The 24,079-nt window shown below is 72.1% G+C and carries 25 protein-coding genes; 6 read left to right on the top strand and 19 right to left on the bottom strand.

Features of this window, described 5'->3' with window-relative positions; all coding sequences use genetic code 11:
- Window positions 1–41: 41 nt before the first annotated feature.
- From GXW83_RS07200 to GXW83_RS07145, 12 genes are all read right to left on the bottom strand, one after another.
- Complete coding sequence (locus GXW83_RS07200; RefSeq protein WP_182442038.1) at window positions 42–434, bottom strand: hypothetical protein; 393 nt, start codon at window positions 432–434, stop codon at window positions 42–44.
- 111 nt (window positions 435–545) lie between these two features.
- Entirely contained in the window at window positions 546–1,898 is a 1,353-nt protein-coding gene (locus GXW83_RS07195; RefSeq protein WP_182442037.1) for a glutamate-5-semialdehyde dehydrogenase, read from the bottom strand.
- A gap of 117 nt (window positions 1,899–2,015) precedes the next feature.
- Window positions 2,016–2,534, bottom strand: coding sequence for a hypothetical protein (locus GXW83_RS07190; protein ID WP_182442036.1), 519 nt, complete (start codon window positions 2,532–2,534; stop codon window positions 2,016–2,018).
- A gap of 65 nt (window positions 2,535–2,599) precedes the next feature.
- Window positions 2,600–3,718: a glutamate 5-kinase gene (gene proB, locus GXW83_RS07185; protein WP_182447148.1), complete on the bottom strand. Its 1,119-nt coding sequence runs from the start codon at window positions 3,716–3,718 to the stop codon at window positions 2,600–2,602.
- A gap of 102 nt (window positions 3,719–3,820) precedes the next feature.
- Window positions 3,821–4,855: an adenosine deaminase gene (locus GXW83_RS07180; RefSeq protein ID WP_182442035.1), complete on the bottom strand. Its 1,035-nt coding sequence runs from the start codon at window positions 4,853–4,855 to the stop codon at window positions 3,821–3,823.
- Window positions 4,856–4,857: 2 nt separating this feature from the next.
- On the bottom strand, window positions 4,858–6,330 hold the full coding sequence (gene obgE / locus GXW83_RS07175) for a GTPase ObgE (protein ID WP_182442034.1): 1,473 nt from the start codon (window positions 6,328–6,330) through the stop codon (window positions 4,858–4,860).
- A gap of 128 nt (window positions 6,331–6,458) precedes the next feature.
- Window positions 6,459–6,716 (bottom strand): 50S ribosomal protein L27, encoded by a 258-nt coding sequence (rpmA, locus tag GXW83_RS07170; RefSeq protein ID WP_182442033.1) that lies wholly within the window; start codon window positions 6,714–6,716, stop codon window positions 6,459–6,461.
- A gap of 13 nt (window positions 6,717–6,729) precedes the next feature.
- Window positions 6,730–7,044, bottom strand: a complete 315-nt coding sequence (gene rplU, locus GXW83_RS07165; protein ID WP_182442032.1) for a 50S ribosomal protein L21 — start codon at window positions 7,042–7,044, stop codon at window positions 6,730–6,732.
- 310 nt (window positions 7,045–7,354) lie between these two features.
- On the bottom strand, window positions 7,355–11,080 hold the full coding sequence (locus GXW83_RS07160) for an Rne/Rng family ribonuclease (protein WP_182442031.1): 3,726 nt from the start codon (window positions 11,078–11,080) through the stop codon (window positions 7,355–7,357).
- Between the two features lie 288 nt (window positions 11,081–11,368).
- Window positions 11,369–12,160 (bottom strand): TIGR03936 family radical SAM-associated protein, encoded by a 792-nt coding sequence (locus GXW83_RS07155; RefSeq protein ID WP_182442030.1) that lies wholly within the window; start codon window positions 12,158–12,160, stop codon window positions 11,369–11,371.
- Window positions 12,161–12,287: 127 nt separating this feature from the next.
- A complete protein-coding gene (locus GXW83_RS07150) occupies window positions 12,288–12,713 on the bottom strand; it encodes a PIN domain-containing protein (protein WP_182442029.1) in 426 nt (141 codons plus the stop codon).
- The gene (locus GXW83_RS07145) at window positions 12,689–12,964 is read right to left on the bottom strand and encodes a type II toxin-antitoxin system VapB family antitoxin (protein WP_182447741.1); all 276 of its coding nucleotides are present in this window, start codon (window positions 12,962–12,964) and stop codon (window positions 12,689–12,691) included. The genes GXW83_RS07150 and GXW83_RS07145 overlap by 25 nt, the downstream gene beginning before the upstream one ends.
- A gap of 168 nt (window positions 12,965–13,132) precedes the next feature.
- Between GXW83_RS07145 and GXW83_RS07140 the strand changes: the two genes are divergently transcribed.
- Entirely contained in the window at window positions 13,133–13,498 is a 366-nt protein-coding gene (locus GXW83_RS07140) for a VOC family protein (RefSeq protein WP_182442028.1), read from the top strand.
- Window positions 13,499–13,505: 7 nt separating this feature from the next.
- On the opposite strand, the gene GXW83_RS07135 is transcribed toward GXW83_RS07140, so the two are convergent.
- Complete coding sequence (locus GXW83_RS07135) at window positions 13,506–14,567, bottom strand: DUF2332 domain-containing protein (RefSeq protein WP_182442027.1); 1,062 nt, start codon at window positions 14,565–14,567, stop codon at window positions 13,506–13,508.
- Between the two features lie 303 nt (window positions 14,568–14,870).
- Between GXW83_RS07135 and GXW83_RS07130 the strand changes: the two genes are divergently transcribed.
- Window positions 14,871–15,146, top strand: coding sequence for a hypothetical protein (locus GXW83_RS07130; RefSeq protein ID WP_182442026.1), 276 nt, complete (start codon window positions 14,871–14,873; stop codon window positions 15,144–15,146).
- Between the two features lie 53 nt (window positions 15,147–15,199).
- Here the strand turns inward: GXW83_RS07130 and GXW83_RS07125 are convergent, their stop codons facing one another.
- From GXW83_RS07125 to GXW83_RS07115, 3 genes are read right to left on the bottom strand one after another with little or no spacing between them, the layout of a single operon-like run.
- The gene (locus GXW83_RS07125; protein ID WP_182442025.1) at window positions 15,200–15,415 is read right to left on the bottom strand and encodes a DUF397 domain-containing protein; all 216 of its coding nucleotides are present in this window, start codon (window positions 15,413–15,415) and stop codon (window positions 15,200–15,202) included.
- 14 nt (window positions 15,416–15,429) lie between these two features.
- Complete coding sequence (locus GXW83_RS07120) at window positions 15,430–15,573, bottom strand: DUF397 domain-containing protein (protein ID WP_225447448.1); 144 nt, start codon at window positions 15,571–15,573, stop codon at window positions 15,430–15,432.
- The gene (locus GXW83_RS07115) at window positions 15,527–16,477 is read right to left on the bottom strand and encodes a helix-turn-helix transcriptional regulator (RefSeq protein ID WP_182442024.1); all 951 of its coding nucleotides are present in this window, start codon (window positions 16,475–16,477) and stop codon (window positions 15,527–15,529) included. The genes GXW83_RS07120 and GXW83_RS07115 overlap by 47 nt, the downstream gene beginning before the upstream one ends.
- 399 nt (window positions 16,478–16,876) lie before the next feature.
- Here GXW83_RS07115 and GXW83_RS07110 point away from each other — a divergent pair, with 399 nt between their 5' ends.
- The 4 genes from GXW83_RS07110 (at window position 16,877) to GXW83_RS07095 (ending at window position 18,455) form a co-directional block, all read left to right on the top strand.
- Complete coding sequence (locus tag GXW83_RS07110) at window positions 16,877–17,056, top strand: hypothetical protein (RefSeq protein WP_182442023.1); 180 nt, start codon at window positions 16,877–16,879, stop codon at window positions 17,054–17,056.
- Window positions 17,053–17,271 (top strand): hypothetical protein, encoded by a 219-nt coding sequence (locus tag GXW83_RS07105; protein ID WP_182442022.1) that lies wholly within the window; start codon window positions 17,053–17,055, stop codon window positions 17,269–17,271. Before GXW83_RS07110 ends, GXW83_RS07105 begins: the two co-directional genes overlap by 4 nt.
- Window positions 17,272–17,404: 133 nt before the next feature.
- A complete protein-coding gene (locus GXW83_RS07100; RefSeq protein WP_182442021.1) occupies window positions 17,405–17,683 on the top strand; it encodes a hypothetical protein in 279 nt (92 codons plus the stop codon).
- 13 nt (window positions 17,684–17,696) lie between these two features.
- Entirely contained in the window at window positions 17,697–18,455 is a 759-nt protein-coding gene (locus GXW83_RS07095) for a hypothetical protein (protein ID WP_182442020.1), read from the top strand.
- A gap of 87 nt (window positions 18,456–18,542) precedes the next feature.
- Here the strand turns inward: GXW83_RS07095 and GXW83_RS07090 are convergent, their stop codons facing one another.
- The 3 genes from GXW83_RS07090 to mrdA all read right to left on the bottom strand — a co-directional run bounded on the left by GXW83_RS07090 (window position 18,543) and on the right by mrdA (window position 24,013).
- Window positions 18,543–20,486 carry a TIGR03960 family B12-binding radical SAM protein gene (locus GXW83_RS07090; RefSeq protein WP_182442019.1) on the bottom strand — a complete coding sequence of 648 codons (1,944 nt, stop codon included), beginning with the start codon at window positions 20,484–20,486 and terminating at the stop codon, window positions 18,543–18,545.
- Between the two features lie 90 nt (window positions 20,487–20,576).
- A complete protein-coding gene (gene rodA, locus GXW83_RS07085) occupies window positions 20,577–21,779 on the bottom strand; it encodes a rod shape-determining protein RodA (protein WP_370466866.1) in 1,203 nt (400 codons plus the stop codon).
- A 5-nt stretch (window positions 21,780–21,784) separates the two neighbouring features.
- The gene (gene mrdA / locus GXW83_RS07080; protein WP_182442018.1) at window positions 21,785–24,013 is read right to left on the bottom strand and encodes a penicillin-binding protein 2; all 2,229 of its coding nucleotides are present in this window, start codon (window positions 24,011–24,013) and stop codon (window positions 21,785–21,787) included.
- Window positions 24,014–24,079: the final 66 nt, after the last annotated feature.

The following is a 24,079-nucleotide window of genomic DNA, read 5'->3' as shown; positions in this document are numbered from 1 at the left end:
GGGGTGACAAACCCGACAATTCACCCATTGGCTGCGCGGCGTCAACTGTGGACCGGCGCGGCCGTCGAAGTGGGCACCTGGGTCGACTTCTGCGTCGTGCCCGCTCCCCGGTCGACCGCGGCCACCGCCACCAGCACCGCGAGCGCCCCCAGCACCAGCAGCATCAGCTGCGCCACCGTCCGCTGCCAGCGCGGTGGCAGCGCCTGGTGCCGCCCGCGCGCCGGGGCCGCCCGCCAGCGCGGGCGTGCCGACTTCCGCGGATAGGCGCTGCCGAAGCCGCCGTCGTACGCCATCGCGGACAGCCGCTCGCGCGCGGACGGTTCATGGATGAGCGCGGCCCGGACAAAGCGCTCGTCGAGGACCAGTGCCGCGAACTCGTCGTCCGCCCCGCCACCGTGATTGGCACTGTCGGCGTCAAAGCCTTCGGAATACACGGAGCCCCCGCATCTCTCGGCACAGCTGCCTCGGGTATAGAAGCAGCGTAATGCCGCACCGACGCTTTGTCTGTGGCTCCGAGTACCCGCACCGGTACGTCACGGATCGGCTCAGCCCCGGATGTGCCCGTCGCCGGTGACCACGTACTTGGTCGAGGTCAGCTCCGGCAGGCCCATCGGGCCCCGGGCGTGCAGCTTCTGGGTGGAGATGCCGATCTCCGCGCCGAAGCCGAACTGCCCGCCGTCGGTGAAGCGGGTGGAGGCGTTGACCGCGATCGCGGCGGCGTCCACCAACCGGGTGAAGCGCCGGGCGGCGGCCTGGGAGCCGGTCACGATGGCCTCGGTGTGGCCGGAGGACCACAGCCGGATGTGCGCCACGGCGGCGTCCAGCGAGTCCACCACCCCGGCGGCGATGTCGTAGGAGAGGTACTCGGCCTCCCAGTCCTCGGTGGTCACCGGGACGACCACCGCCTTGGAGCCGCTCTCCTCGGCGGTGCGCCGCACCCGCTCGTCGCCGTGGACGGTCACCCCGGCCTCGGCCAGGGCCTCCAGCGCCAGCGGCAGGAAGGCGTCGGCGATGTCCCGGTGCACCAGCAGCGTCTCCGCCGCGTTGCACACGCTGGGACGCGACGCCTTGGCGTTGACCAGGATCTCCACCGCCATGGCCAGGTCGGCCTCGGCGTCGACGTACACGTGGCAGTTGCCGGTGCCGGTCTCGATCACCGGCACCGTGGACTGCTCCACCACCGTGCGGATCAGCGAGGCACCGCCGCGCGGGATCAGCACGTCCACCATGCCGCGGGCCCGCATCAGCTCGCGGACCGCGTCGTGGCCCTCCCCCGGCACCAGCTGCACGCAGTCGGCGGGCAGCCCGGCCCCGCCCACGGCGTCGCGGACCACCTCCACCAGCTTGCGGTTGGAGGCGTACGCCGAGGAGGAGCCGCGCAGCAGCACCGCGTTGCCGGACTTCAGACAGAGCGCGGCGGCGTCCACCGTGACGTTGGGCCGGGCCTCGTAGATGATGCCGACGACGCCCAGCGGCACCCGCAGCTGGCGCAGGTCGAGCCCGTTGGGCAGGGTCGAGCCGCGGACCACCTCGCCGACCGGGTCCGGCAGCCCGGCGACTCGGCGCACGTCCTCGGCGATCGCGGCCACCCGCTCCCGGTTCAGCGTCAGCCGGTCGATCACGGCCTCGCCGGTGCCGGCCGCCCGCGCCCGCTCGACGTCCTCGGCGTTGGCCTCGATGATCTCCCGGGTGCGGACCACCAGCGCGTCGGCGATGGCGAGCAGCGCGTCGTCCTTAGGCGTGCGCGGCAGCGGCGCCAGCTCGGCGGCGGCGGCCTTGGCCCGGTACGCGGCGAGCAGCACCGGTGACTGCGGCAGCGGGGAGGGCAGGCTCGGCGAGGGGAACGCGGTCAGCGGGCGGTCGCCGGACGGGCTGTCGGGGTCGGGAGAGCTGCTCATACGGCAAGCGTAGCCGCCCGGCCCGCCCTGGCGGCCGGGCGTCTCACAACCCGGCGAGCGGCCCGGCAGGCGGCCCGCCGGAGCCCGGGCCGCACGTCGGGGGGCCGGGCCGGGGCCTCAGAACGGGTGCACGCCGCCGACCGAGGCCGGTGACTCGCCGTACCCCTCGGCGATCCGCTTGTGGTACGTGGACCGGTCCACCACCTCCAGGCCGACGATCTCCCACGGCGGCAGCTTGGCGCTGGCCTTGTGCTCGCCCCAGAGCCGCAGCGCCATGGCGGCGGCGTCGTGCAGGTCCTCGGCCTGCTCCCAGTAGCGGATCTCGCCGTGGTCGGTGGCGTAGCGGGCGGTCAGGAACGGCGTGTGGTCGTGGGCCAGCTGCTCCAGGCCGCGCTTGAGCTCGGACAGCGGGGTCGGCTGCCCGGCCACGCTCAGCACCACGTGCCAGAGCCTGGCGCGGTCCCCCGCGTCCTCCTGCGCCGCCGCCCGGACGGCCCCGGTGACGGCCTCGCGCCCCCGAGGGGCGCTCGGGTGCGCGCCGAGGGCGGACGCCGACCGCGACGCGCCCCCTTCGATGCTGGTGAGTACCGGATCCGCTGCCCCCGCGGGTCGCGCACCCTGGCGCCTGCGCCCCACTGGCGACCTCCTGTCCGTGATGTCGTCCCCTGCCGGAGCGCCCCCGCGGCCGCCGTCGCCGCCGGTCAGGCCGGTCCAGGTGCGGAAGGGAGCACCACGAGGTCGTCCCGGTGCACCACCTCGCGCTCGTATGCGGGGCCCAACTCCCTTGCCAGGTCCCGCGTCGAGCGTCCCAGGAGCAGGGGAAGCTCTCGCACATCAAAGTTGACCAGCCCACGCGCGATGATGTTGCCGTTTTCATCAAGAAGGTCGACCGGATCGCCGGGGGCGAACTCTCCCTCAACACCCGTGACACCGGCGGCAAGCAGCGAGCTGTGGCGTTCCACGACGGCCCTGACCGCGCCCGCGTCCAGCCGGACCGCGCCGCGCGGGGCGCTGGCGTGCTCGAGCCACAACAGCCGGTCGGTGGAGCGGCGGCCGGTGCGGTGGAACAGGGTGCCGGTGGGGCGTCCGGCGAGGGCGTCGGCGGCGTGGCGGGCGGCGGTCAGCACCACCGGGATGCCCGCGCCGGTGGCGATCCGGGCCGCCTCGACCTTGGTGACCATGCCGCCGGTGCCCACCCCGGCCTTGCCGGCGCTGCCGATGACCACGCCGGAGAGGTCCTGCGGCCCGTGCACCTCGTCGATCCTGCTGGTGCCCGCCTTGCTCGGGTCGCCGTCGTACAGCCCGTCCACGTCCGAGAGCAGGACCAGCAGGTCGGCCCGGACCAGGTGGGCGACCAGGGCGGCGAGCCGGTCGTTGTCGCCGAACTTGATCTCGGCGGTGGCGACGGTGTCGTTCTCGTTGACCACCGGCACCGCGCCCATCGCCAGCAGCTGCTCCAGGGTGCGGAAGGCGTTGCGGTAGTGCGCCCGGCGGCTGGCGTCCTCGGCGGTCAGCAGCACCTGCCCGACCCGCAGTCCGTAGCGGGCGAAGGAGGCGGTGTAGCGGGCCATGAGCAGCCCCTGGCCGACGCTGGCGGCGGCCTGCTGCCGGGCCAGGTCGCTGGGGCGCCTCTCCAGGCCGAGCGGGGCCAGCCCGGCGGCGATGGCGCCGGAGGAGACCAGCACCACCTCGGCTCCGGCGCCGCGGCTCTTGGCCAGGACGTCCACCAGCGCGTCGACCCGGTCGGCGTCGAGCCCGCCGGAGGCCGTGGTCAGCGAGGACGAGCCCACCTTGACCACGATCCGGCGTGCGCTCAGCACGTCCTCCCGCAGGGTGCCTGTCACGCCGTCGCTCCTGAACTCTCGTGCTGTCCCCCGGCCGGAAGCAATGTACGCGAACCGGGCTCCGGGCTCATTCCGGTTTCAGACCTCGGGACGCCCGGCCGGGACCAGGGCGTGCGCGTCCAGCTCGGCCAGCAGCTCGGCCCGCCGGGCGTCGTCCACGAACGAGGCCAGGAAGGAGTTCCGGGCGAGCAGCCGGAGCTGTTCGTCGGTCAGCCCGAGCGCCTCGCGCAGCCCCCGGAAGTTGTCCTCGACGTAGCCGCCGAAGTAGGACGGGTCGTCCGAGTTGACCGTGACCAGCAGCCCGGCCTCCAGCATCGCCGGGAGCGGGTGCTCCTCCAGCCGGTCCACGCAGCGCAGCCGGACGTTGGAGAACGGGCAGACGGTCAGCGGGATCTGCTCGGCGACCAGCCGGGCGACCAGCTGCGGATCCTCCATGCAGCGGATGCCGTGGTCGATCCGCTCCACGCCGAGCACGTCCAGCGCCTCGGTGATGTAGCCGGGCGGGCCCTCTTCCCCGGCGTGGGCGACCAGCCGCAGCCCGGCCGCCCGGGCCGCCGCGTAGACCTCGGCGAACTTCGCCGGCGGGTGGCCGACCTCGGCCGAGTCCAGGCCCACCGCGGAGATCCGGTCCAGGTAGGGGCCGGCGTCGGCGAGGGTCTTCAGCGCGTCCTCGGCGGGCAGGTCGCGCAGGAAGCTGAGGATCAGCCCGGTGGAGACGCCGAAGCGCTCCTCGCTGTGGTCCAGCGACCGGGCCAGGCCCCGGACCACGGTGCCGATGTCGACGCCGCGCGCGGTGTGGGCCTGCGGGTCGAAGAAGATCTCGGCGTGCCGGACGCCCTGCGCGGCCGCCCGCTCCAGGTAGGCGTCGGCCAGGTCGGCGAAGTCCTGCTCGGTCTGCAGCACAGCGGTCAGCTGGTAGTACAGGTCGAGGAAGGACTGCAGGTCGCTGAAGGCGTACGCGGCGCGCAGCTCCTCCGGCCCGGCGTAGGGCAGGTCGATGCGGTTGCGCTCGGCCAGCGCGAACGCCAGCTCCGGCTCGAGGGTGCCCTCGATGTGCAGGTGCAGCTCGGCCTTGGGCAGCGGGCCGGCGATCGGCCCGGTGGTGTGACGCATGCTCAGAAGTCCTCGTCGGGCTCGATCTCACGGCGGGGCAGCGGGTCGAACCCGGCGTACTCGGTGGCCGCGTCGTCGCGGATCTGCTCGCGCTGGCGGCGGCGGGTGACGGCGTCGCGCGGGCTCTCGAAGCGGTGGTCCTCGCCGCGGCGGCCCAGCATCTCGGCGCCGGCGGCCATGCTCGGCTCCCAGTCGAAGACGACGGCGTTCTCGCTGGCGCCGATGACGACGGTGTCGCCCTCCCTGGCGCCGGCCTTGGCCAGCTCCACCTCGACGCCGAGCCGGGCCAGCCGGTCGGCGAGGTAGCCGACGGCCTCGTCGTTGGAGAAGTCGGTCTGCTTGATCCAGCGCTCGGGCTTGCTGCCGACGATCCGGTACAGGTCCTCGGCCTCGTCGTAGCTGACGGTGAAGCCGGCGTCGTCGACGGCGACCGGTCGCAGCACCACCCGGGTGGCCTCCTCGACCGGCTTGGCGGCGCGGGCCTCGCTGACGATCCGGGCCAGGGCGAAGCTCAGCTCGCGCAGGCCCTTGCGGGCGGTCGCGGAGACGTCGAAGACCTCGTAGCCGCGCTCCTCCAGGGAGGCGCGGGTGATGTCGGCGAGGTCCTGGCCGTCGGGGATGTCGGTCTTGTTGAGCGCGACCAGGCGCGGCCGGTCGTCCAGGCCGCCGTACAGGCTCAGCTCGGTCTCGATCATGTCGAGGTCGGAGAGCGGGTCGCGGTCGGTCTCCAGGGTGGCGCAGTCCAGCACGTGCACCAGCACCGAGCAGCGCTCGACGTGGCGCAGGAACTCCAGGCCGAGGCCCTTGCCCTGGCTGGCGCCGGGGATCAACCCGGGGACGTCGGCGATGGTGTAGACGATGTCCCCGGCGGTGACCACGCCCAGGTTGGGGATCAGGGTGGTGAAGGGGTAGTCCGCGATCTTCGGCTTGGCCGCCGACAGCACCGAGATCAGCGAGGACTTGCCGGCGCTGGGGTAGCCGACCAGGGCGACGTCGGCGACGGACTTGAGCTCCAGGACGATGTCGCGGGCGTCGCCGGGCTCGCCGAGCAGCGCGAAGCCGGGGGCCTTGCGGCGGGCCGAGGCCAGCGAGGCGTTGCCGAGGCCGCCCCGGCCGCCGGCCGCCACGACGAAGCTGGTGCCGTTGCCGACCAGGTCGGCCAGGACGGTGCCGTCCCTGTCCAGGACGACGGTGCCGTCCGGTACCGGCAGCACCAGGTCGAAGCCCTCGCCGCCGGTGCGGTGGTCGCCCGCGCCGGGCTTGCCGTTGCCGGCCCGGCGGTGCGGGGTGTGGTGGTAGTCGAGCAGCGTGGTGACCTGCGGGTCGACGACCAGGGTGACGTCGCCGCCACGGCCGCCGTTGCCGCCGTCGGGGCCGCCCAGCGGCTTGAACTTCTCCCGGTGCACGGAGGCGCAGCCATGGCCCCCGTTACCCGCGGCGACATGCAGCTCGACGCGGTCCACGAAGGTGGTCATGGTGATGGTGCCTCTCGATAGGGGGTTTCTGTCCAAACACCGAGGGTGGACCGGAATGTTCCGATCCACCCTCGATATCACGTTGTCACACGCTGCTGCGCGTTGAACGGTCCCGCGGTCGGCCTGGATCAGGCGGCGACCGGGACGATGTTCACGACGCGGCGGCCACGGCGAGTACCGAACTCGACCGCACCGGCGTTGAGCGCGAACAGGGTGTCGTCGCTGCCGCGGCCGACGCCGGTACCCGGGTGGAAGTGGGTGCCGCGCTGGCGGACGATGATCTCGCCGGCGTTGACCTGCTGGCCGCCGAAGCGCTTCACGCCGAGGCGCTGGGCGTTCGAGTCGCGGCCGTTACGGGTAGAGCTTGCGCCCTTCTTGTGTGCCATCTCCCCTTGCCCCTTACTTCGCCGAGTCGATGCTGGTCACGCGGAGCGCGGTGTGGCGCTGACGGTGGCCCATGCGCTTGCGGTAACCGGTCTTGTTCTTGTACTTCATGATGTTGATCTTCTCGCCCTTGTGGTGGTCGACCACCTCGGCGCGAACCTTCACACCGGCCAGGACCCACGGGTCACTGGTGACCGAGTCCCCGTCGACGATCAGGATCGTCGAAAGCTCAACGGTCTCGCCGACCTTGGCGTCGACCTTGTCGGACTCGAAAACATCGCCGACAGCAACCTTGTGCTGCCGACCGCCGCTACGCACGATCGCGTACACCGCGAACCCACTCTCAACTCGATCGGAGCCCCTGACGCCAGCCTCCCCGCAGCGAAACGGCAAGGGGCCTCCCCCGGGCGCGAGGCTCGGGAGGGATGTGCTCAGGAGCGGGGCGTGACACTGCCGAATGCAAAGCACGCCGAGGGTCAAGGCTACGGACCGCAAGGCCGCGGGTCAAACCAGCCCAGTGGGGGCACCGGTGCAGGCGGGAGCGGGTGCCCGGGCGGCCCGCGGCGGCCCTCGGCGGCCCGTGACGCCGCCGCCCGCCGCGTCCGGAGCGGACGGGGCGGGCGGCGGGCGCGCTGCGGTGCTACTCGGCGGCGGGCGCCTCGGGGGCGTCCCCGGCGGCGGCCTTCTTGGCGGGCGTCCGCTTGGTGGCGGCCTTCTTGGCCGTCGTCTTCTTCGCGGCCGTCTTCTTGGCGGCGGCCTTCTTGGCCGGAGCGCCCTCGGCGGCGGCCGTCTTCTTGGCGGCGGCCTTGCGCGGAGCCCGCTTGCGCGGCGCGGGGGCCTCGGCCGGGGCCTCCGCGACCGGCTCGGTCTCGGCATCAGCGGCCTCGGCCACCGGCTCGGCGGCCTCAACCACCGGCTCCGGTACGGACACCGGCTCCTCAACCGTCTCGACCACGACCTCCGCGACCGGCTCGGCGGCCCGCGCCGGGACGACCAGCACGGCCGCCTCCTGCGCCGCCGGCGGACCGGCGGGCGAGGTGGCCTTGCGGACCGCGCGGCGGCGGGTGCGCGCCGGGCGGGCGGACGACTCGATCATCGCCTCGGCCAGCTCCTCGGCCTCCGCCTGCACGGCCGCGTCCAGCGGCGCGGGGGCTGCAGCGGCCTCGACCACCTCGGCCACGACCGCAGCGGGCGTCTCGAAGACCTCGATCCCGGGCTCGGCGATCTCGGTCTCGATGGTCTCGGCGGCCGGAGCGGGCGCCGTCACCTCGATCTCCAGGTCCTCGACGTCCTCGTTGCTCAGCCCGTGCGCGACCAGGTCGTCGACCAGGCCCTCCAGACCGGCCTCGTGCTCGTGCTCGTGGACCTCGCCCGCGTCCCCGCCGCGTCCGCGACGGCGGCGCTTGCCGCCGCTGCGCTCGGCGGCGGGCGCGGAGCCCTCCTCGCCCGGCCGCGGGCCGGAGAAGCCCTTCGGCACCGCCGGGGGCTGCTCCATGTGGACGATGACGCCGCGTCCGTTGCAGTGCACGCAGGTCTCGGAGAAGGACTCCAGCAGGCCCTGGCCGACCCGCTTGCGGGTCATCTGCACCAGGCCCAGCGAGGTGACCTCGGCCACCTGGTGCTTGGTCCGGTCCCGGCCCAGGCACTCCAGCAGGCGGCGCAGCACCAGATCGCGGTTGGACTCCAGCACCATGTCGATGAAGTCGATCACGATGATGCCGCCGAGGTCGCGCAGCCGCAGCTGGCGGACGATCTCCTCGGCCGCCTCGATGTTGTTGCGGGTGACGGTCTCCTCGAGGTTGCCGCCCTGCCCGGTGAACTTGCCGGTGTTGACGTCGACGACGATCATCGCCTCGGTCTTGTCGATCACCAGCGAACCGCCGCTGGGCAGCCAGACCTTGCGGTCCAGCGCCTTCATCAGCTGCTCGTCGATGCGGTACGTGGCGAAGACGTCGACCTCGGACGTCCACCGCTGGAGCCTCGGCACGAGGTCGGGGGCGACCCCGGCGACGTACTCGTGGATGGTCTCCCAGGCGGTGTCGCCGGAGACGATGACCTTGGTGAAGTCCTCGTTGAAGATGTCGCGGACCACCCGGACGGTCATGTCCGGCTCGCCGTAGAGCAGCGTCGGCGCGTTGCCGCTGCTGACCTTCTTCTGGATGTCCTCCCACTGCTGCTGCAGCCGCTGGACGTCGCGGGTCAGCTCCTCCTCGGAGGCGCCCTCGGCGGCGGTGCGCACGATGACGCCCGCGTCGTCCGGGACGATCTTCTTGAGGATGTTCTTCAGCCGTGCCCGCTCGGTGTCGGGCAGCTTGCGGCTGATCCCGGTCATCGAGCCCTCGGGCACGTACACCAGGTAGCGGCCGGGCAGGGAGATCTGGCTGGTCAGCCGGGCGCCCTTGTGGCCGATCGGGTCCTTGGAGACCTGCACCAGCACCGAGGAGCCGGACTTCAGCACCGACTCGATCCGGCGCGGGCCGCCCTTGACGCCGAGCGCCTGGAAGTTGACCTCACCGGCGTACAGCACCGCGTTGCGGCCCTTGCCGATGTCGATGAACGCGGCCTCCATGGACGGCAGCACGTTCTGCACCTTGCCCAGGTACACATTGCCGACGTAGGAGGTGGCCTGCTCCTTGTTGACGTAGTGCTCGACCAGCACGCCGTCCTCGAGCACGCCGATCTGGGTGCGCTCGCCGTGCTGGCGGACGACCATCACCCGCTCGACGGCCTCGCGGCGGGCCAGGAACTCGGCCTCGGTGATGATCGGCACCCGGCGGCGGCCCTGCTCGCGGCCCTCGCGGCGGCGCTGCTTCTTGGCCTCCAGCCGGGTCGAGCCCTTGATCGACTGGACCTCGTCCGGGTCGAACGGCGCGTCGGCCGCGGCGGCGGCCACCGGGGTGCGGCGGCGCGGCTCGCGCACCTTGACGACGGTGCGCTCCGGGTCGTCGGCCGCCACCACGGCCTCGGCCTCGCCCGAGGCGTCCCCGCTGCGGCGGCGACGGCGACGGCGGCGACGGCTGGACGCCGACAGCGCCTCGCCGAGGTCGTCGTCCTCGTCCTCGTCGTCCTCGTGGACGGCGTCGTGCTGCTCGTCGGCGCCGGTCGGCTGCTGCTCGTCGGCGGCGGACTCGTCGTCGCCCTCGCCGCGGCGGCGGCGACGGCCACCGCGACGGCGGCGGCGCGAGGACCGGCCGTCCTCGGCGTACTCCTGGCGGTCCTGGGGCTCCTGCGCGTCCTCGGCCTCGTCGGCGTCCTCGACCAGATCCTCCTCCGGCTCGCGGGCGGCGGGCGCCTCGAACGCGGGGGCGGTGGCGGCGGAGGTCGCCCGGCGGCGGTTGCGGCGGCGTCCGCCGGCGGACTCGTCCTCGGCCGGCTCCTCGGCGGCGGCCGGGGCGGGGGCCTCGGCGCGGCGCGGCGGCTCGGCGCCGAGCGGGGTACGGCCGGAGGAGAGCTGGAAGACGGCGGGCGTGGTCGGCGCGGCCGGCGCGGAGCTGCGGCGGGTACGGCGGCGCTCCTCGGCGGGCGCGACCGGCTCGTCGGCCCCGGCCTGCTCGGCGGCGGGCGCGGCCTCGGCGGCGGGGGCCGCGACGGGCGCGGTGGCGCGGCGGCGGGTGCGGCGGCGGTCCTCGACGACCGGCTCGTCGGCCTCGGCCTGCTCGGCCTGCTCGGGGCGGGTGGCGGCGGGCGGGGTGAAGGCGGCGACCGGCACGGCCGGGCGGGCCGGTACGACGATCTCGGTCGGCTCCTCGAACACCGGCGCCTGGAAGATCGCGGTGGAGGGACGCACGGCGCGGCGGCGGGTGCGGTGCGCGGTGGGCTCCTCGGCGGGGGCGGCGGGCGCGGCGGCGACGGGCGCGGGCTCGGCGGCCTCGTCCTCCTCGGCCTCGTCCTCGGCGGGCTGCGGCTGCTCCTCGGCGACCGGCTGCGGCTCCTCGACCGGCGCGGGCTCGGCGGCGGCCTTCTTGCGGGTGCGGCGGGCGCGCTTCACCGGTTCGGCGGCAGCGGCGCCCTCGGCAGCAGCCTCGGCGGGCGCGGGCTCGGCGGCGGCCGGGGCCTCAGCGGCGGGCTCTGCGGGCGCGGCCTGGGCGGCGGGCTCGGCGGCCGGGGCCTCGGCGACGACCTTCTTGCGGGTCCGCCGGGCGGCGCGCTTCACCGGCTCGGCGGGGGCCTCCTCGGCCGCCGCTGCGGGCGCAGCCGGAGCTGCGGCGGTCTCGGCGGGCGTCTCCGGGGCGTCGCCCACCGGCGGGCCGGCCGGACGGCTGGCCGCGCGGCGGCGGCGCGGGGCCGCCTTCGGCGCGGAGGCCGGGGCGCTGCCCTCGGCGTTGTTCTGTTCGTTCGTTTCGTTCTGTTCGTTGAAATCAGGCATCCGGGCGGTTCTCCCGTCATGCCCCCGGGCGCCGCGCTTCGAGGCGGGCGCCGCACAGGGGCTCACGTGTGTCGATCAGCGGTCCGTAGGTCGGTACCGCTGAAAAGTCTTCTGGTCAGGCCAGTCTTCAGGTCTTCGTCGCGCCGGGCCGTACCGTCGGGTACGGCCGGGTGCACCGGGCCCCGGGTGGCTCCCGGGGGCCCCGCACCAGCGCTGTGGGGCTTCACACGACGACGAGCCGCGATGCACCTGAGGTGCAGGGCGCGGGCCAGACCGGCCGACCGCCGCCTACACGGGCTGCGGCTCGGCCGCCTCCGTTGGGAGGGCCTCTGCCGCGCCACGGTCGGGCGCGAACGGGTCGGTCACCGCACCGGACTCCACATCTAGCGGCCCCTGCGCCAGCCTGGTCACCCCAGCGGGGACCGGCAGCGCCAGGTCGGCCGTCGCGCAGAGACCGGACAGGACGTCATCGGGTCGGACGGCGGGTGTAGCGTGCCGAACAACCAGCCGCAGTATCGCACAGCCACGGCCTGCGGGGATATCGGTACTACTTTCGGGCAGCGCGGAGACACCCGCGCCGACCTGCGATTCGGCCACTTCGAGGGCGACCACGGCCCCGCGCGCGTCGAAGGTGCGCAAGCCGTTCTTCATCTGCCGCTGGACCTCGACGCTCTCCTGTGCGAGGAAGGCGGCGACGGCGGCGCGGGCCTCGTCCGGGTCCACGCCGTCCAGCCGCAGCTCCCACGAGGAGGCTTCCAGCCGGTCGGTGAAGTTGGGGGTGCGCACCTCGACCGCGTCGATGACGTCGAGGCCGTTGGGGAGCGACTCGTCCAGCTGCGCCCGCAGCAGCTCCGGATCCCGGTGCGCGCTCAGTGCCAGCTCGACGTACTCGGCCTCGCTGGCGGAGCCGGTGGGCACGGCGTTGGCGAAGCTGATCCGCGGGTGCGGCGAGAAGCCCGCCGAGTAGGCCATGGGTACGTCCGAGCGGCGCAGCGCGCGCTCCAGGGCCCGCTGGAAGTCGCGGTGGCTGGTGAAGCGCAGACGGCCTCGCTTGGTGTAGCGCAGTCGGATGCGCTGCACCACCGGTGCGGGCGGCGGACCGTCGGGCGTGCGGCGTGCCAGTGCGCTCAGTCCTTAGGCAGAAGGGTCATCGTGTACTCCCTCAAGGGTACGCGGCCCCGGCGTGCGGCGATGACCCCGCGGCCGCTCACCCCAGGCTGCCGGGCTCGGCGAGCCATCGGGCGGCCTGGCCGGTGGCCCGGGCGACCGCCTCGAAGCACGGGTCGTAGTGGAGGACGGTGAGGCCGTGGTGCAACGCGGTGACGGCCACCAGCAGCTGCACGGGGCCGACCGGACGATGGGCGCCGGTCCTGGCGAGGTCGCGCTGCAGCTCGTGCACGTGAGTCCAGGCCGCGTCCGGCACCGGCCAGCGGGTGTACACCTCGGCCTGCTGCTGCCGCAGGAGCTCGTGGTCCTGTACGGAGGCGGCCGAGCGCAGCATTTCCAGTTCGGTCGGCGCGCACATACCGACGAGTCCGCTTTCGAGTGATTCCCGCCATTCCCGGAGCGGCCCCGGCAGCAGGATACGGGCAGCGGCGGACGCCTCGATCAGAAAGACTTCGCGCGCTGCCATTCCGCGTCCACCGCTCTTTCCTTCGGCACAAAGGCACGCTCCTCGGCCTGCGCTCCGGCCTGCGCTCCGGCCTGCGCTCCGGCCTGCGCTTCGGACAGCCTGACCAGCTCCGCGAGGGCGCGCTGCCGCCGGAGTCGGGCCCCTATCTCGGTGAGGGCCGCGTTGACGGTGTCCTTCTTGGTCCTGGTGCCCAGCACCTCGGCGGCCAGGGCCAGGGCCTCCTCGTCGATGTCGATCAGAGTCTTCGCCATGCCCGCCTCCAGCCGCCTCGATCCAGCACCGACCTCCGCCGATAAAGGATATCCGCACGCTGCGACTGCAGAAACAATTCAGCGATTGGCGGATATCAGGCCGGGTAGGCGGACTAGGATTTACGGCGGAGTTCCGCACACCAGTTCCGGACGACGAGGAGAACAACCGTGATCGGCACGCTCAAGGTCTTTGCGCTCGATTGCCCCGATCCGGTCGCCCTGGCCGGCTTCTACGCCGGACTGGTCGGCGGCACCGTGGCCGTGGACGAGTCGGACTCCGACTGGGTCGAGCTGGAGGGCCACAACGGCGCCACCCTGGCCTTCCAGCGGGTGCCGGACTACCGCGCCCCGGCCTGGCCCGGCCAGGACCAGCCGCAGCAGTCGCACATCGACGTCGGCGTCGCCGATCTGGACGCCGCCCAGGCCCAGGTGCTGGCCCTGGGCGCCACCCTGCTGGAGGACTGGTCCGGTTCAAAGAACTGGCGCGTCTTCGCCGACCCGGTCGGGCACCCGTTCTGCCTCTGCGCCTGCTGATCCGCCGTCAGGCCGGGTCGGGGAGCGGTTCGAGCCAGCGGAGGTGGCCCTCGACCACGGCCAGGGTGCGGTGGCGGCCGTCGGGGGCGCGCAGGTGCAGGGCCACGCCGGGGCGGCGGGGTTCCGGGCGCGGATCGGGGTCGGGGGCGTCCTCGACCGACAGCCACCACAGCGGGCCGTCGTCGCCGAGGGCGGCGACGGCGGCGTCGAAGGCGTCCCGGCGGTCGGCCGGGACGTGCATCCGGGTGGCCGAGTGGAACACCACCCGGGGCTCCCCCGCCGGGATGGCCCCGGCCAGCTCCGGCAGGACGTCGACCGCGTCCCCGGCCAGGACGGTCGGTGGGTCGGCGGCCACCAGCTCCAGCGCGGCGGCCAGCAGCGCCCGCTGGTCGTGGTTCTCCGGCCAGACCAGCGCCTCCAGCCAGCGGCGGTGGTCGGGGTCGCGGACGTCGACCGGGTCGAGGTCGACGCCGGTGGTGCTCGCCAGCGCGGGCAGCGCGTCCAGATCGGGCAGGGCCCCGCCGCCGTGCACGTCGGCGACCAGCTGCACCGGCGAGGCCGGGTCGCCGTACTGCCGCCCGCCGACGCGGTAGCCGTAGCGGTCGAAGCGCAGGTTCAGCCCGGCGCTGGTGCCGACCTCGACCAGGTGCACCGGCCCGCCGACCTCGGCGGCGATCTCGCAGAGCCCGAGCCGTAGCCCCAGCGCGCGCTGCACGTGGTTGGTCTGCACGAGCCTGGTGCCGATGATGGCGGTCAGCTCGGCCTCGTGCCGGGCGCAGAAGTCGAGCAGCGCGGCCCCGGCGCCCGAGCAGTCCGCCACGGCCGCAGCCCCGCTGACGGAGGGGTAGAACCGGGCGAGCGGGTGTTCGGCTCCCGCCAGCAGCAGTTGGTGCACCGCCCCGAACAGCAGGAACGTCGGATACTGGCCGGGCCTGCCGCGCGAGGCGAGTTCCAGCAGGCCCGGCTCGGCGACCACGGTCCGCGCCAGCTCCCGGTACAGCGGCGAGGTGGTGAACCCGTCCGGGTCCGCGAAGGCGCGGCGCACGCTGTCCGTGATCGTGTTCGGCATAGCCGGACCGTAGTGCGCCGCGCTCCGGCCTGTCCGGGCCTTCCCCGAGGAGGGACGAGCCTCACACCCGCCCGCCGCGCGCGAGCGGCAACTCTTGACGCAGGGCCCCGCCTCCCGGTTGTCTGGTCCAGACCAGTCATGGGCTCGCGGCTCCCCCGCACGAGCCCGTCCCCGCACGTCCGGGGGCGCCCGACAGCGCCTGCCCGGACTCCGCTCGACGGCGGAGGGAGTCACGACTCTCCGCCGCCGAGCGGCCTTCGCCGTGCCTCAGTCATCGGCATGTGCATACCGCAGGTGGCCCACGTGCTGAATCCGACCGAGGACGGTGTACGTGCATGGCTTTTCACTCTGGACGGCGCTCCGTCCTGGGCGGCAGTCGAGTTCCGCACGGGCGAGCCGACCGCCACGGTCTACCAGCATGGTCCCCGATGGCTCTGGAACGAGGTCGAGGGGGCGCTTCGCTGGTGGAGCGGCCAGGGCAGGCCGCCCGTTGACCGCTTCGGGCTGGCCGTGAGTTCCGACGGCACGCAGCAGCCGTGGCTCGACGCCCCGAGCAACGCGATTCCCACATTCGCCTGACGTGCTTCCGAGGCCGGAAGCCCCTCGGGGGAGGGGCTTCCGGGCTTGGTTGCTCAGGTGGAGGGGAACTGGCCTGCCTTGACGGCGTCCACGAAGGCGGTGAACGCCTCGGCAGGGAAGACCAGAGCGGGGCCGCTCGGGTCCTTGCTGTCACGCACGGGGACGATTCCGGGGATGAATCCGGGGGCCGCTTCGATGCAGTCGCCGCCGTTGCCGCCGCTGTAGCTGCTCTTGCGCCAGAGGGCGCCGGTCAGATCGGGATGGGTCATCGGTAGAACCCTTCTCAGACGGAGGGGAACTGGCCTGCCTTGACGGCGTCCACGAAGGCGGTGAACGCCTCGGCAGGGAACAGCAGGGCGGGGCCGCTCGGGTCCTTGCTGTCACGCACGGGGACGATTCCGGGGATGAATCCGGGGGCCGCTTCGATGCAGTTGCCGCCGTTGGTGCCGCTGTAGCTGCTCTTGCGCCACGGGGCGCCGGTCAGATCGAGGTTGGTCATGGTCGTTGAGCCCTTCTCGTACTTCACGGATCAAGGCGGCGGATGCCGAGGCTGACAGTGCCTCGGCTCTGAGCCAATCATAATTGCGTAGATGACGGCCGATCACCTCGCAATTTGAGCTGAACTCAGCGCCGTTCAGCGTCTCCGAGTACAGCCAACGACGGTTGGCCGGAAGGGTGATAAGAGACAGGTCGGACGCTGGACGCTCGACGTGCCGCAAGCTGAACGGCACCACCTGAATGGCGATGTTGGGCAGCTCGCCGACGCGCAACAGGTGATCCAACTGCTCGCGCATCACGGCTGGTTCCGCGACCTGCTGCCGCAGACAGCTCTCGTCCAGCAGCGCCACATACAGCGGCCCGTCCGGCTCCAGGAAGCGTGTCTGTCGACTCAGTCGACCACCGACACTCTCCCGGACGGACTCCTCGGCAACTCCCGCCTCCCGGGCGAAGACCGCATAGGCGTACGCCTCGGTCTGCAACAAACCCGGAATGAGTAGCGTCTGGTACTCGTACAGCTCGATCAGCTTCTCGTCCATGAGCGCCCGACGCTGGAACCAGTCGGGAAAGATGGACAGCCGGGCGTCCCAGTTGATCCGCCGGTGCAGGCGGAGCAGTTCGCCCTTGGTTCTGAGGAGGGCGTCGCACTCCTCCACGTACTTGATGTTGGGAACGCGGTCGCCCGTCTCGAACTTGGTCAGGGTGGAGCGTTCGACGTTGAGCAGGGCGGCGAGCTCCTCCTGGGTGAGGCCGGCGTCCTCGCGTTTGATCGCCAGCAGTGACCCGAAGACGGCACCGGTCGTCTCGGCGCCCTCGCCCTTGCGCTTGGTCACGTCATCAGCCCTTTCGTACAAGCGATCTGACGGTCCGTAGTCATGTGACGGAGACGCTCCTGTCACATCACGTGGCACGCCTGCCGGTGCCACCTGGAAACCCTGTACCGCGTCACGCACCGGAGTAATCCTTAGGACACGGACAGTTAACTCCACAATGCAAGGCAGTGTGATGGAAAAGGCAGTAAATCCTCTCAAGCGGGGAGCGCTGGTACGCGACACCAGGCGCAATCGGGTCGGCGAGGTCCAGGCCACGCTGGCGGGGCGGGTCTACCTCCGGCCGCCGGGGGGCGGCGTGGAGTGGGACGCACGCCCGGGCGATCTGGAACCCGTCGACGATCACGAACAACTACGTTGCCGCGTAAGGCAGTTGAATGCCGACAGCAGCGGGGGTGTGCTGTGAGCCGTTCGGACGGGTTCCAGCACTTTCCGCCACCGCCGCCGGAGCCGGTGCCCGGCTGCGAGACCTGCGCCGGGTTCGTGGCCCAGGAGCGGGCGGCCGTAGCGGCGTTCGACCGCTCGGCGGCGAGCGACGCCCGGGTGTACCTGCACCGCCACCTCGGCGAGGCGCACCGGTGAGCGCCCCCTGCCGCATCGCGCCGGACCGCAGCACCCCGCCGACGTACGAGGGCGTGTGCGTGACCCCTCTCGTCCCGGACGGCCCGGCCTGCGGGCACTCCTCCGGCGAACTGCGCAGCGCGGACGCGGTCGACGCCTGGATCGCCGCCCACGCCGGCGTCACCGCCCACGCCCACTACCGCCGCGGCCCGCGAGAACCCGTCACCGCCGGTTGACCACGGCGCGACCCCAGCCGCCCAAGTCCGGCGGCCGGGGTCGCCGGGTGGGGAGCGTCCTGCCAGTCCCACCGAGCAGATTTGATGGCGTGGATTGAGGTACTTAGGTACCATGTCCATGGAGGTGGTACCGATGACGACCGCAGCACCGAAGACACCTCGGCAGTCTCCGCTGAAGGTGGACCCGGAAACCGACAAGTTGATCAGCCAGGGCGCGCACTTCCTCGGCTTGACCAAGAAGGATCTGGTCGCTGATGCCGTACGGCTCTACCTGGAACAGCGACGCGAGGACCTGAGAGTCGGCATGACTGAAGCACTTCAGGTGCTCGACGGTTCGCTCAAATCAGACGTCATGTTGCTGACCGGATTGACCGCAGAGGAGATCGACGCAGTCGGCGGGATCGACGAGTAACCAAGGAAGCCTGATGCACCCCGCTCGGCCCACCCTGCGCTGCCTCGATGAAGATCTGGGGCTGCCGCTGCCTTCGGTCACCCAGCCCCTGGATGAGATCGATCATCCGCTCCTGGGGAAGGCTGCGGCGCAGTTCTCCGACGCGGAGGGCAAACACGAGCGTATTCGCTCGATCGATGATGCGGTGCTGTTCAAGGTCAAGGTGCAGCGCTGGCGAGGAGCCGTCTGGATTGACGCTGGCCTGCCCTGGCTGGTCGCGGCAGGCCAGCGGGAGGACGGTTCCAGCGACGACTTCTACGCAGTGCTCGAGGCCGGAGGCAAGGCCGCACGCGCTCGGTACAACGCCGCGCATGCTGACGGCCTCAAGACCTCGACGTCCAGCAGTCATCTGCTGCCCACTCGCGCCGATCACGTCCGCTACCGGGCCGAGGCCGGTGTTCGTTTCGCCCGACGACTGCGCGCGACGATCCAGGAACTCATCACGGCCACCCTGCGCGACGGCCGCGAGCACACCTCGGACTTCGACAGCTTCACCCTCGGCCTCCAGGTCCGTGCTGACCATGGACACGAGACCTACGCAGCAGTCCGCATTACCGGTTCTGTCCCGGCCAACTTGGCCACCGTCATCCTCGGCAACATCCCGGGATGTGACGCTGATGGCTGGTACCCCGAATATGCCCTCCCCGAGCGGGACCTGCTCCCGGCCGAACAGGCATGGTCCAATCTCATGGACCCGCGTGCAGCAGCGATGATCCTCAACGCTGAAGCCTGAGGCCCCGACCGTTGCCGGTCGGGGCCTCGCGTCTGTCGCACGGGCCGGCGTCCATGCGGCGGTCACGGCCGTGGCGCCGGGTAGGGGCTACTTGTTGACGACGGCCAGCGGGAGGAGCTTGACGCCGGTGGGGCCGATCTGGATCTGGGTGTCCATCTGCGGGCAGACGCCGCAGTCGAAGCACGGGGTCCAGCGGCAGTCGTCGACCTCGACCTCCTCGAGGGCGTCCTGCCAGTCCTCCCAGAGCCAGTCCTTGTCGAGGCCGGAGTCCAGGTGGTCCCAGGGCAGGACCTCCTCGTACTGGCGCTCGCGGGTGGTGTACCAGGAGACGTCCACGCCGGTCCCGGCGAAGCCCTTCTCGGCGGCGCGCATCCAGCGGTCGAAGGAGAAGTGCTCGCGCCAGCCGTCGAAGCGGCCGCCGTCCTCGTAGACCGCGCGGATGACCTTGCCGACGCGGCGGTCGCCGCGCGACAGCAGGCCCTCGACCAGGCCGGGCTTGCCGTCGTGGTAGCGGAAGCCGATGTTGCGGCCGTACTTGCGGTCGTTGCGGATCGCGTCGCGGAGCTTGTGCAGCCGGGCGTCGGTCTCCTCCACGCCGAGCTGCGGGGCCCACTGGAAGGGCGTGTGCGGCTTGGGGACGAATCCGCCGATCGAGACCGTGCAGCGGATGTCGTTCTGGCCGGTGACCTCGCGGCCCTTCTGGATGACGTTCCGCGCCATGTCGGCGATCTGCAGGACGTCCTCGTCGGTCTCGGTGGGGAGGCCGACCATGAAGTACAGCTTCACCTGGCGCCAGCCGTTGCCGTACGCGGCGGCGACGGTGCGGATGAGGTCCTCCTCGGACACCATCTTGTTGATCACCTTGCGGATGCGCTCGCTGCCGCCCTCGGGGGCGAAGGTGAGGCCGGAGCGGCGGCCGTTGCGGGTGAGCTCGTTGGCGAGGTCGATGTTGAAGGCGTCGACGCGGGTGGACGGGAGGGACAGGCCCACCTTGTCCTCCTCGTAGCGGTCGGCGAGGCCCTTGGCGATGTCCGCGATCTCGGTGTGGTCGGCGGAGGACAGCGACAGCAGGCCGACCTCCTCGAAGCCGGTGGCCTTCAGCCCGCGCTCGACCATCTCGCCGATGCCGGTGATGGAGCGCTCGCGGACCGGGCGGGTGATCATTCCGGCCTGGCAGAAGCGGCAGCCCCGGGTGCAGCCGCGGAAGATCTCCACGGACATCCGCTCGTGCACCGTCTCCGCCAGCGGCACCAGCGGCTGCTTCGGGTAGGGCCACTCGTCCAGGTCCATCACGGTGTGCTTGGAGACCCGCCACGGCACGCCGGAGATGGTCGGCACGACCCGGCCGATGCGGCCGTCGGCCAGGTACTCGACGTCGTAGAACTTGGGGACGTACACGCCGCCGGTGCGGGCGAGCCGGAACAGCAGCTCGTCGCGGGGGCTGCGGCCGTCCGCGCCGGGGCGGCCCTCGGCCTTCCAGGCGCGGATGACCTCGGTGATGTCGAGGACGGCCTGCTCGCCGTCGCCGACGACGGCGGCGTCCAGGAAGTCGGCGATCGGCTCCGGGTTGAACGCGGCGTGGCCGCCGGCCAGGACGATCGGGTGGTCCAGGGTGCGGTCCGCGGCCTCGAGCGGGATGCCCGCGAGGTCCAGTGCGGTCAGCATGTTGGTGTAGCCCAGCTCGGTGGAGAAGCTCAGGCCGAAGACGTCGAAGTCCTTGACCGGGCGGTGGGCGTCCACGGTGAACTGCGGCACCCGGTGTTGGCGCATGAGCGCCTCCAGGTCCGGCCAGACGCTGTAGGTGCGCTCGGCCAGCACGCCCTCGCGCTCGTTGAGCACCTCGTACAGGATCATGACGCCCTGGTTGGGCAGCCCGACCTCGTAGGCGTCCGGGTACATCAGGGCCCAGCGCACATCGCAGGCGTCCCAGTCCTTGACGGTGGAGTTCAGCTCGCCACCGACGTACTGGATCGGCTTCTGGACGTGCGGGAGGAGGGCCTCCAGGCGCGGGAAGACCGACTCGACAGGCATAGAGGAGGACTTTCGTGTGGACACCAGGGCTGACCCCTCAGGGTAACGCGATCGGCGGCACGCCCGAATCCGCCGACCGCCCCGCGGCGCTCACGAGGGCGTGATCCGCTGCATCTTCACCGACTGCAGCAGTCCGATGCCGACCCAGATGGCGAACATCGACGAGCCGCCGTAGCTCACGAACGGCAGCGGGATGCCCGCCACCGGCATGATCCCCAGCGTCATCCCGATGTTCTCGAAGCCCTGGAAGCCGAACCAGGCGACGACCCCGGCGGCCACGATGGTGCTGTAGAGGTCCCCGGCGTCGCGGGCGATCCGGCAGGCCCGCCACAGCACCACGCCGAGCAGCACGATGAGCAGCCCGGCGCCGAGGAAGCCCAGCTCCTCCCCGGCGACGGTGAAGACGAAGTCGGTCTGCTGCTCGGGGACGAACTGCCCGGTGGTCTGCATGCCGTGGAACAGGCCCTGGCCGAGCAGGCCGCCGGAGCCGATGGCGATCCGGGCCTGCGCGGTGTTGTAGCCGACGCCGGCCGGGTCCAGGCCGGGATCGGCGAAGGCCGCGAAGCGGTCGATCTGGTACTGCTTGAGCAGGTGCAGCTCGACCACGGCGGCCGCGCCCGCGCCGCCGACCACGATCAGCCCCAGCAGCCACCTGGTGGGCGCGCCGGAGGCCAGCAGCACCGCCAGGATGATCACCACCATGACCATGGTGGAGCCCAGGTCGGGCATCAGCAGGATGACCCCGATGGGCACCGCCGCCAGCGCCAGCGCCTGCACGATGGCCTTGCCCTGCGGGTGGTCCACTTCGCCCGCGTCCACCCGGGCCGACAGCAGCGTCGCCATGCCGAGGATGATGGCGATCTTGCAGAACTCGGACGGCTGCACCGAGAAGCCGCCGCCCAGCACGATCCAGGAGTGCGCGCCGTTGACGGTCGAGCCGAGCGGGCTGAGCACCGCCAGCACGCCCAGCACCGCGAAGCCGTACAGGAACGGGACGATGGTGCGCAGCCGGTGGTGGCCGAGCAGCACCACGCCGCCGCACAGGCCCATCCCGATGGCCAGGTTCACCAGGTGCCGGACCAGGAAGTACTGCGGATCGCCGTGGTTGATGTCGGTGCGGCTGCGGGTGGCCGACCAGACCAGCAGCGAGCCCATGCCGGACAGCGCGACGGCGGCGGCGACCAGCACCCAGTCCATCCGGCGCAGCGGCGAATCGCGGGCCAGCAGCCGGCCGACCGCGCCGCGCCGGGGGGCGTAGCGGGGGCTGCGGTAGCTGGTCGTCAGTCCGCTCAGGCCGCTCACGCGCCGACCCGCCGTTCCGGGGTGAGCGCGTACAGCGCGGTGGTGGCCCCGCCGGGGACGCCGTCTCCGGGGCGCCCGCCGCCGTTGCCGGGGTGGTAGTAGGTGCCGGGGACGGCGACGCTGAGCGAGGCGGGCTGGATCACGCTGCCGTCGGGCTGGAACGTCGGCAGGGAGGTCTGCGGGGTGGGCAGCAGGGCCTTCTTCGGGTCGATCGAGTTGTTGGCCTGGACGCCGTACAGGGCGTTGTAGATGTTGCGGACGGCCGGGCCGGCGCCGCCGGAGCCGGTGCCGCCCTGGGCGATGGTCATCACCACGGCGTAGTCCTTGGTGTAGGTGTCGAACCAGGAGGTGGTCTGCTTGCCGACGACCTCGGCGGTACCGGTCTTGGCGTGCAGCTGGATCTTGTTCTGCGGCCAGCCCTGGAACTTCCAGGCGGCGGTGCCCTCGGTGATGACGCCGGCGGTGGCGTCGTCGATGTACTGGAGGGTGCGCTGGGTGTCCGGCAGATGGCCCTGGACGACCGGGGGCAGGTTGCTGACCACCTTGCCGGTGGGGGTCACCACGGCCTTGGCGATCTGCGGGCGGTAGAGGGTGCCGCCGTTGGCCAGGGCGGAGTAGACCCGGGCCATCTGGATCGGGGTGACCAGGGTGTCGCCCTGGCCGATGGCGTAGTTGACCTCGTCACCGGCGCGCAGGGTGGCGAAGTCGGCGCAGTCCTCGCGGGCGACCTGGGTCGTGTAGTCGTCCTTGCCGCTGGCCGCCTGCCGGCACCAGATGCCCTTCATCTCGTCGTAGTACAGGTCGTGCCAGGAGCGGTCGGGGACGCGTCCGCCGACCTCGCCGGGCAGGTCGATGCCGGTCTTCTTGCCGAGCCCGAACTGGGTGGCGGCCTTGTACAGCCAGTCGGCGGGGTGGGTGGGCTTGGTTCCGCCGTCCTTGAGCCACTGCTGGTAGGCGATGTTGTAGAAGACCGTGTCGCAGGAGACCTCCAGCGCCTTGGAGATGTCGATGTCGCCGTAGTTCTCGCCCTCGAAGTTCTTGAACACCCGGCCGCCGATGGTCATGGCCGAGGTGCAGGGGAACTTGTCGTCGTAGGTGTAGCCGGCGTTGATGGCGCCCGAGGTGGTGATCACCTTGAAGGTGGAGCCGGGGGCGCTCTGGCCCTGGGTGGCCCGGTTCAGCAGCGGGAAATCGGAACCGGCGCTGGTGAGCGCCGCGTAGTCCTTGTCGGAGATGCCGCCGGACCAGACGTTGGGGTTGTAGCTGGGGGCGCTGGCCATGGCGATGACCCGGCCAGTGTGGACGTCCATGACCACGACCGCGCCGGAGTCGGCCTTGAAGTTCTCGTCGGTGACCGTGTCCCAGGTCTTCCGCAGGGTGACGAGGGCCTGCTGCAACTGCTGCTCGGCGATGCCCTGGATGCGGGCGTCGATGCTGGTCACGACGTCGTCGCCGGGGACGGGCGCGGTGCCGCCGGCGCTGCCGGTGACCCGGCCGAGGTTGTCCACCTCGAGGTTGTCCACGCCCGGGTGGCCGCGCAGGGCGGTGTCGTACACCGACTCCAGTCCGGCCCGGCCGACCTGGTCGGAGGCCGAGTAGAGGGACTTACCGTCGGGGCCGGTGGCGGCGTTGATCTCGTCCTGGGTGACCGGGGAGAGGTAGCCGAGCATCTGGGCCGCGTTGGCGCCGTGCGGCGCGGGGTAGTAGCGGACGGCGGTGGGATCGGCGGTGACGCCGGGGAAGTCCTCGCGGCGCTCCAGGATCTGCATGGCCTGCTGGGTGGTGGCCGCGTCGGTGACCGGGATCGGCTGGTAGGGCGAACCGTTCCAGCAGGGCTGGGGGGTGACCGCGTCGCAGAGCCGAACCTTGTCGTGGACCTCGGTCGGGGTCATCCCGAGGACCTGGCCGAGCCGGGCCAGCACCGCCGCGCCGCCGTCGTGCTGCTGGAGCAGGGCGGTGCGGCTGACGGTGACCACCAGCTTGGTGGTGTTGTCGGCGAGCGGCTGGCCGTTGGCGTCCAGGATCTGCCCGCGCACCGCCGGGACCTGGAGCGGGCGGATGTGGTTGGACACGGCCTCCTGCGAGTACTGGCGCCCGTTGCGGACCTGGAGGAACCAGAGCCGGCCGCCGAGGGTGGCCAGCAGCGACAGGACGAGGACCTGGAGGATCAGCAGGCGTCCGGTCACCCGCATGCTGCGGCCTGCGGACTCCGGGGTGTTGGTCATGTGTGTTCGCTTCCCGCCCGGCGGTGACGGGCTGGGGTCCGGTGGTCACTGATCGGTGCGGTGGTC

The sequence above is a fragment of the Streptacidiphilus sp. PB12-B1b genome (genome assembly GCF_014084125.1).
GTDB lineage: Bacteria > Actinomycetota > Actinomycetes > Streptomycetales > Streptomycetaceae > Streptacidiphilus.
The sequence above is the reverse complement of the archived record's forward strand: the minus strand, read 5'-3'. Positions and strand labels throughout refer to the sequence as shown.

Coding starts and splice junctions, on each gene's coding strand:
- GXW83_RS07195 (WP_182442037.1), bottom strand. CDS start 1,898: ATGAGCAGCTCTCCCGACCCCGACAGCCCGTCCGGCGACCGCCCGCTG.
- GXW83_RS07180 (WP_182442035.1), bottom strand. CDS start 4,855: ATGCGTCACACCACCGGGCCGATCGCCGGCCCGCTGCCCAAGGCCGAG.
- obgE (WP_182442034.1), bottom strand. CDS start 6,330: ATGACCACCTTCGTGGACCGCGTCGAGCTGCATGTCGCCGCGGGTAAC.
- rpmA (WP_182442033.1), bottom strand. CDS start 6,716: ATGGCACACAAGAAGGGCGCAAGCTCTACCCGTAACGGCCGCGACTCG.
- GXW83_RS07160 (WP_182442031.1), bottom strand. CDS start 11,080: ATGCCTGATTTCAACGAACAGAACGAAACGAACGAACAGAACAACGCC.
- GXW83_RS07150 (WP_182442029.1), bottom strand. CDS start 12,713: ATGGCAGCGCGCGAAGTCTTTCTGATCGAGGCGTCCGCCGCTGCCCGT.
- GXW83_RS07145 (WP_182447741.1), bottom strand. CDS start 12,964: ATGGCGAAGACTCTGATCGACATCGACGAGGAGGCCCTGGCCCTGGCC.
- GXW83_RS07135 (WP_182442027.1), bottom strand. CDS start 14,567: ATGCCGAACACGATCACGGACAGCGTGCGCCGCGCCTTCGCGGACCCG.
- GXW83_RS07125 (WP_182442025.1), bottom strand. CDS start 15,415: ATGACCCATCCCGATCTGACCGGCGCCCTCTGGCGCAAGAGCAGCTAC.
- GXW83_RS07100 (WP_182442021.1), top strand. CDS start 17,405: ATGACGACCGCAGCACCGAAGACACCTCGGCAGTCTCCGCTGAAGGTG.
- GXW83_RS07095 (WP_182442020.1), top strand. CDS start 17,697: ATGCACCCCGCTCGGCCCACCCTGCGCTGCCTCGATGAAGATCTGGGG.
- GXW83_RS07090 (WP_182442019.1), bottom strand. CDS start 20,486: ATGCCTGTCGAGTCGGTCTTCCCGCGCCTGGAGGCCCTCCTCCCGCAC.
- mrdA (WP_182442018.1), bottom strand. CDS start 24,013: ATGACCAACACCCCGGAGTCCGCAGGCCGCAGCATGCGGGTGACCGGA.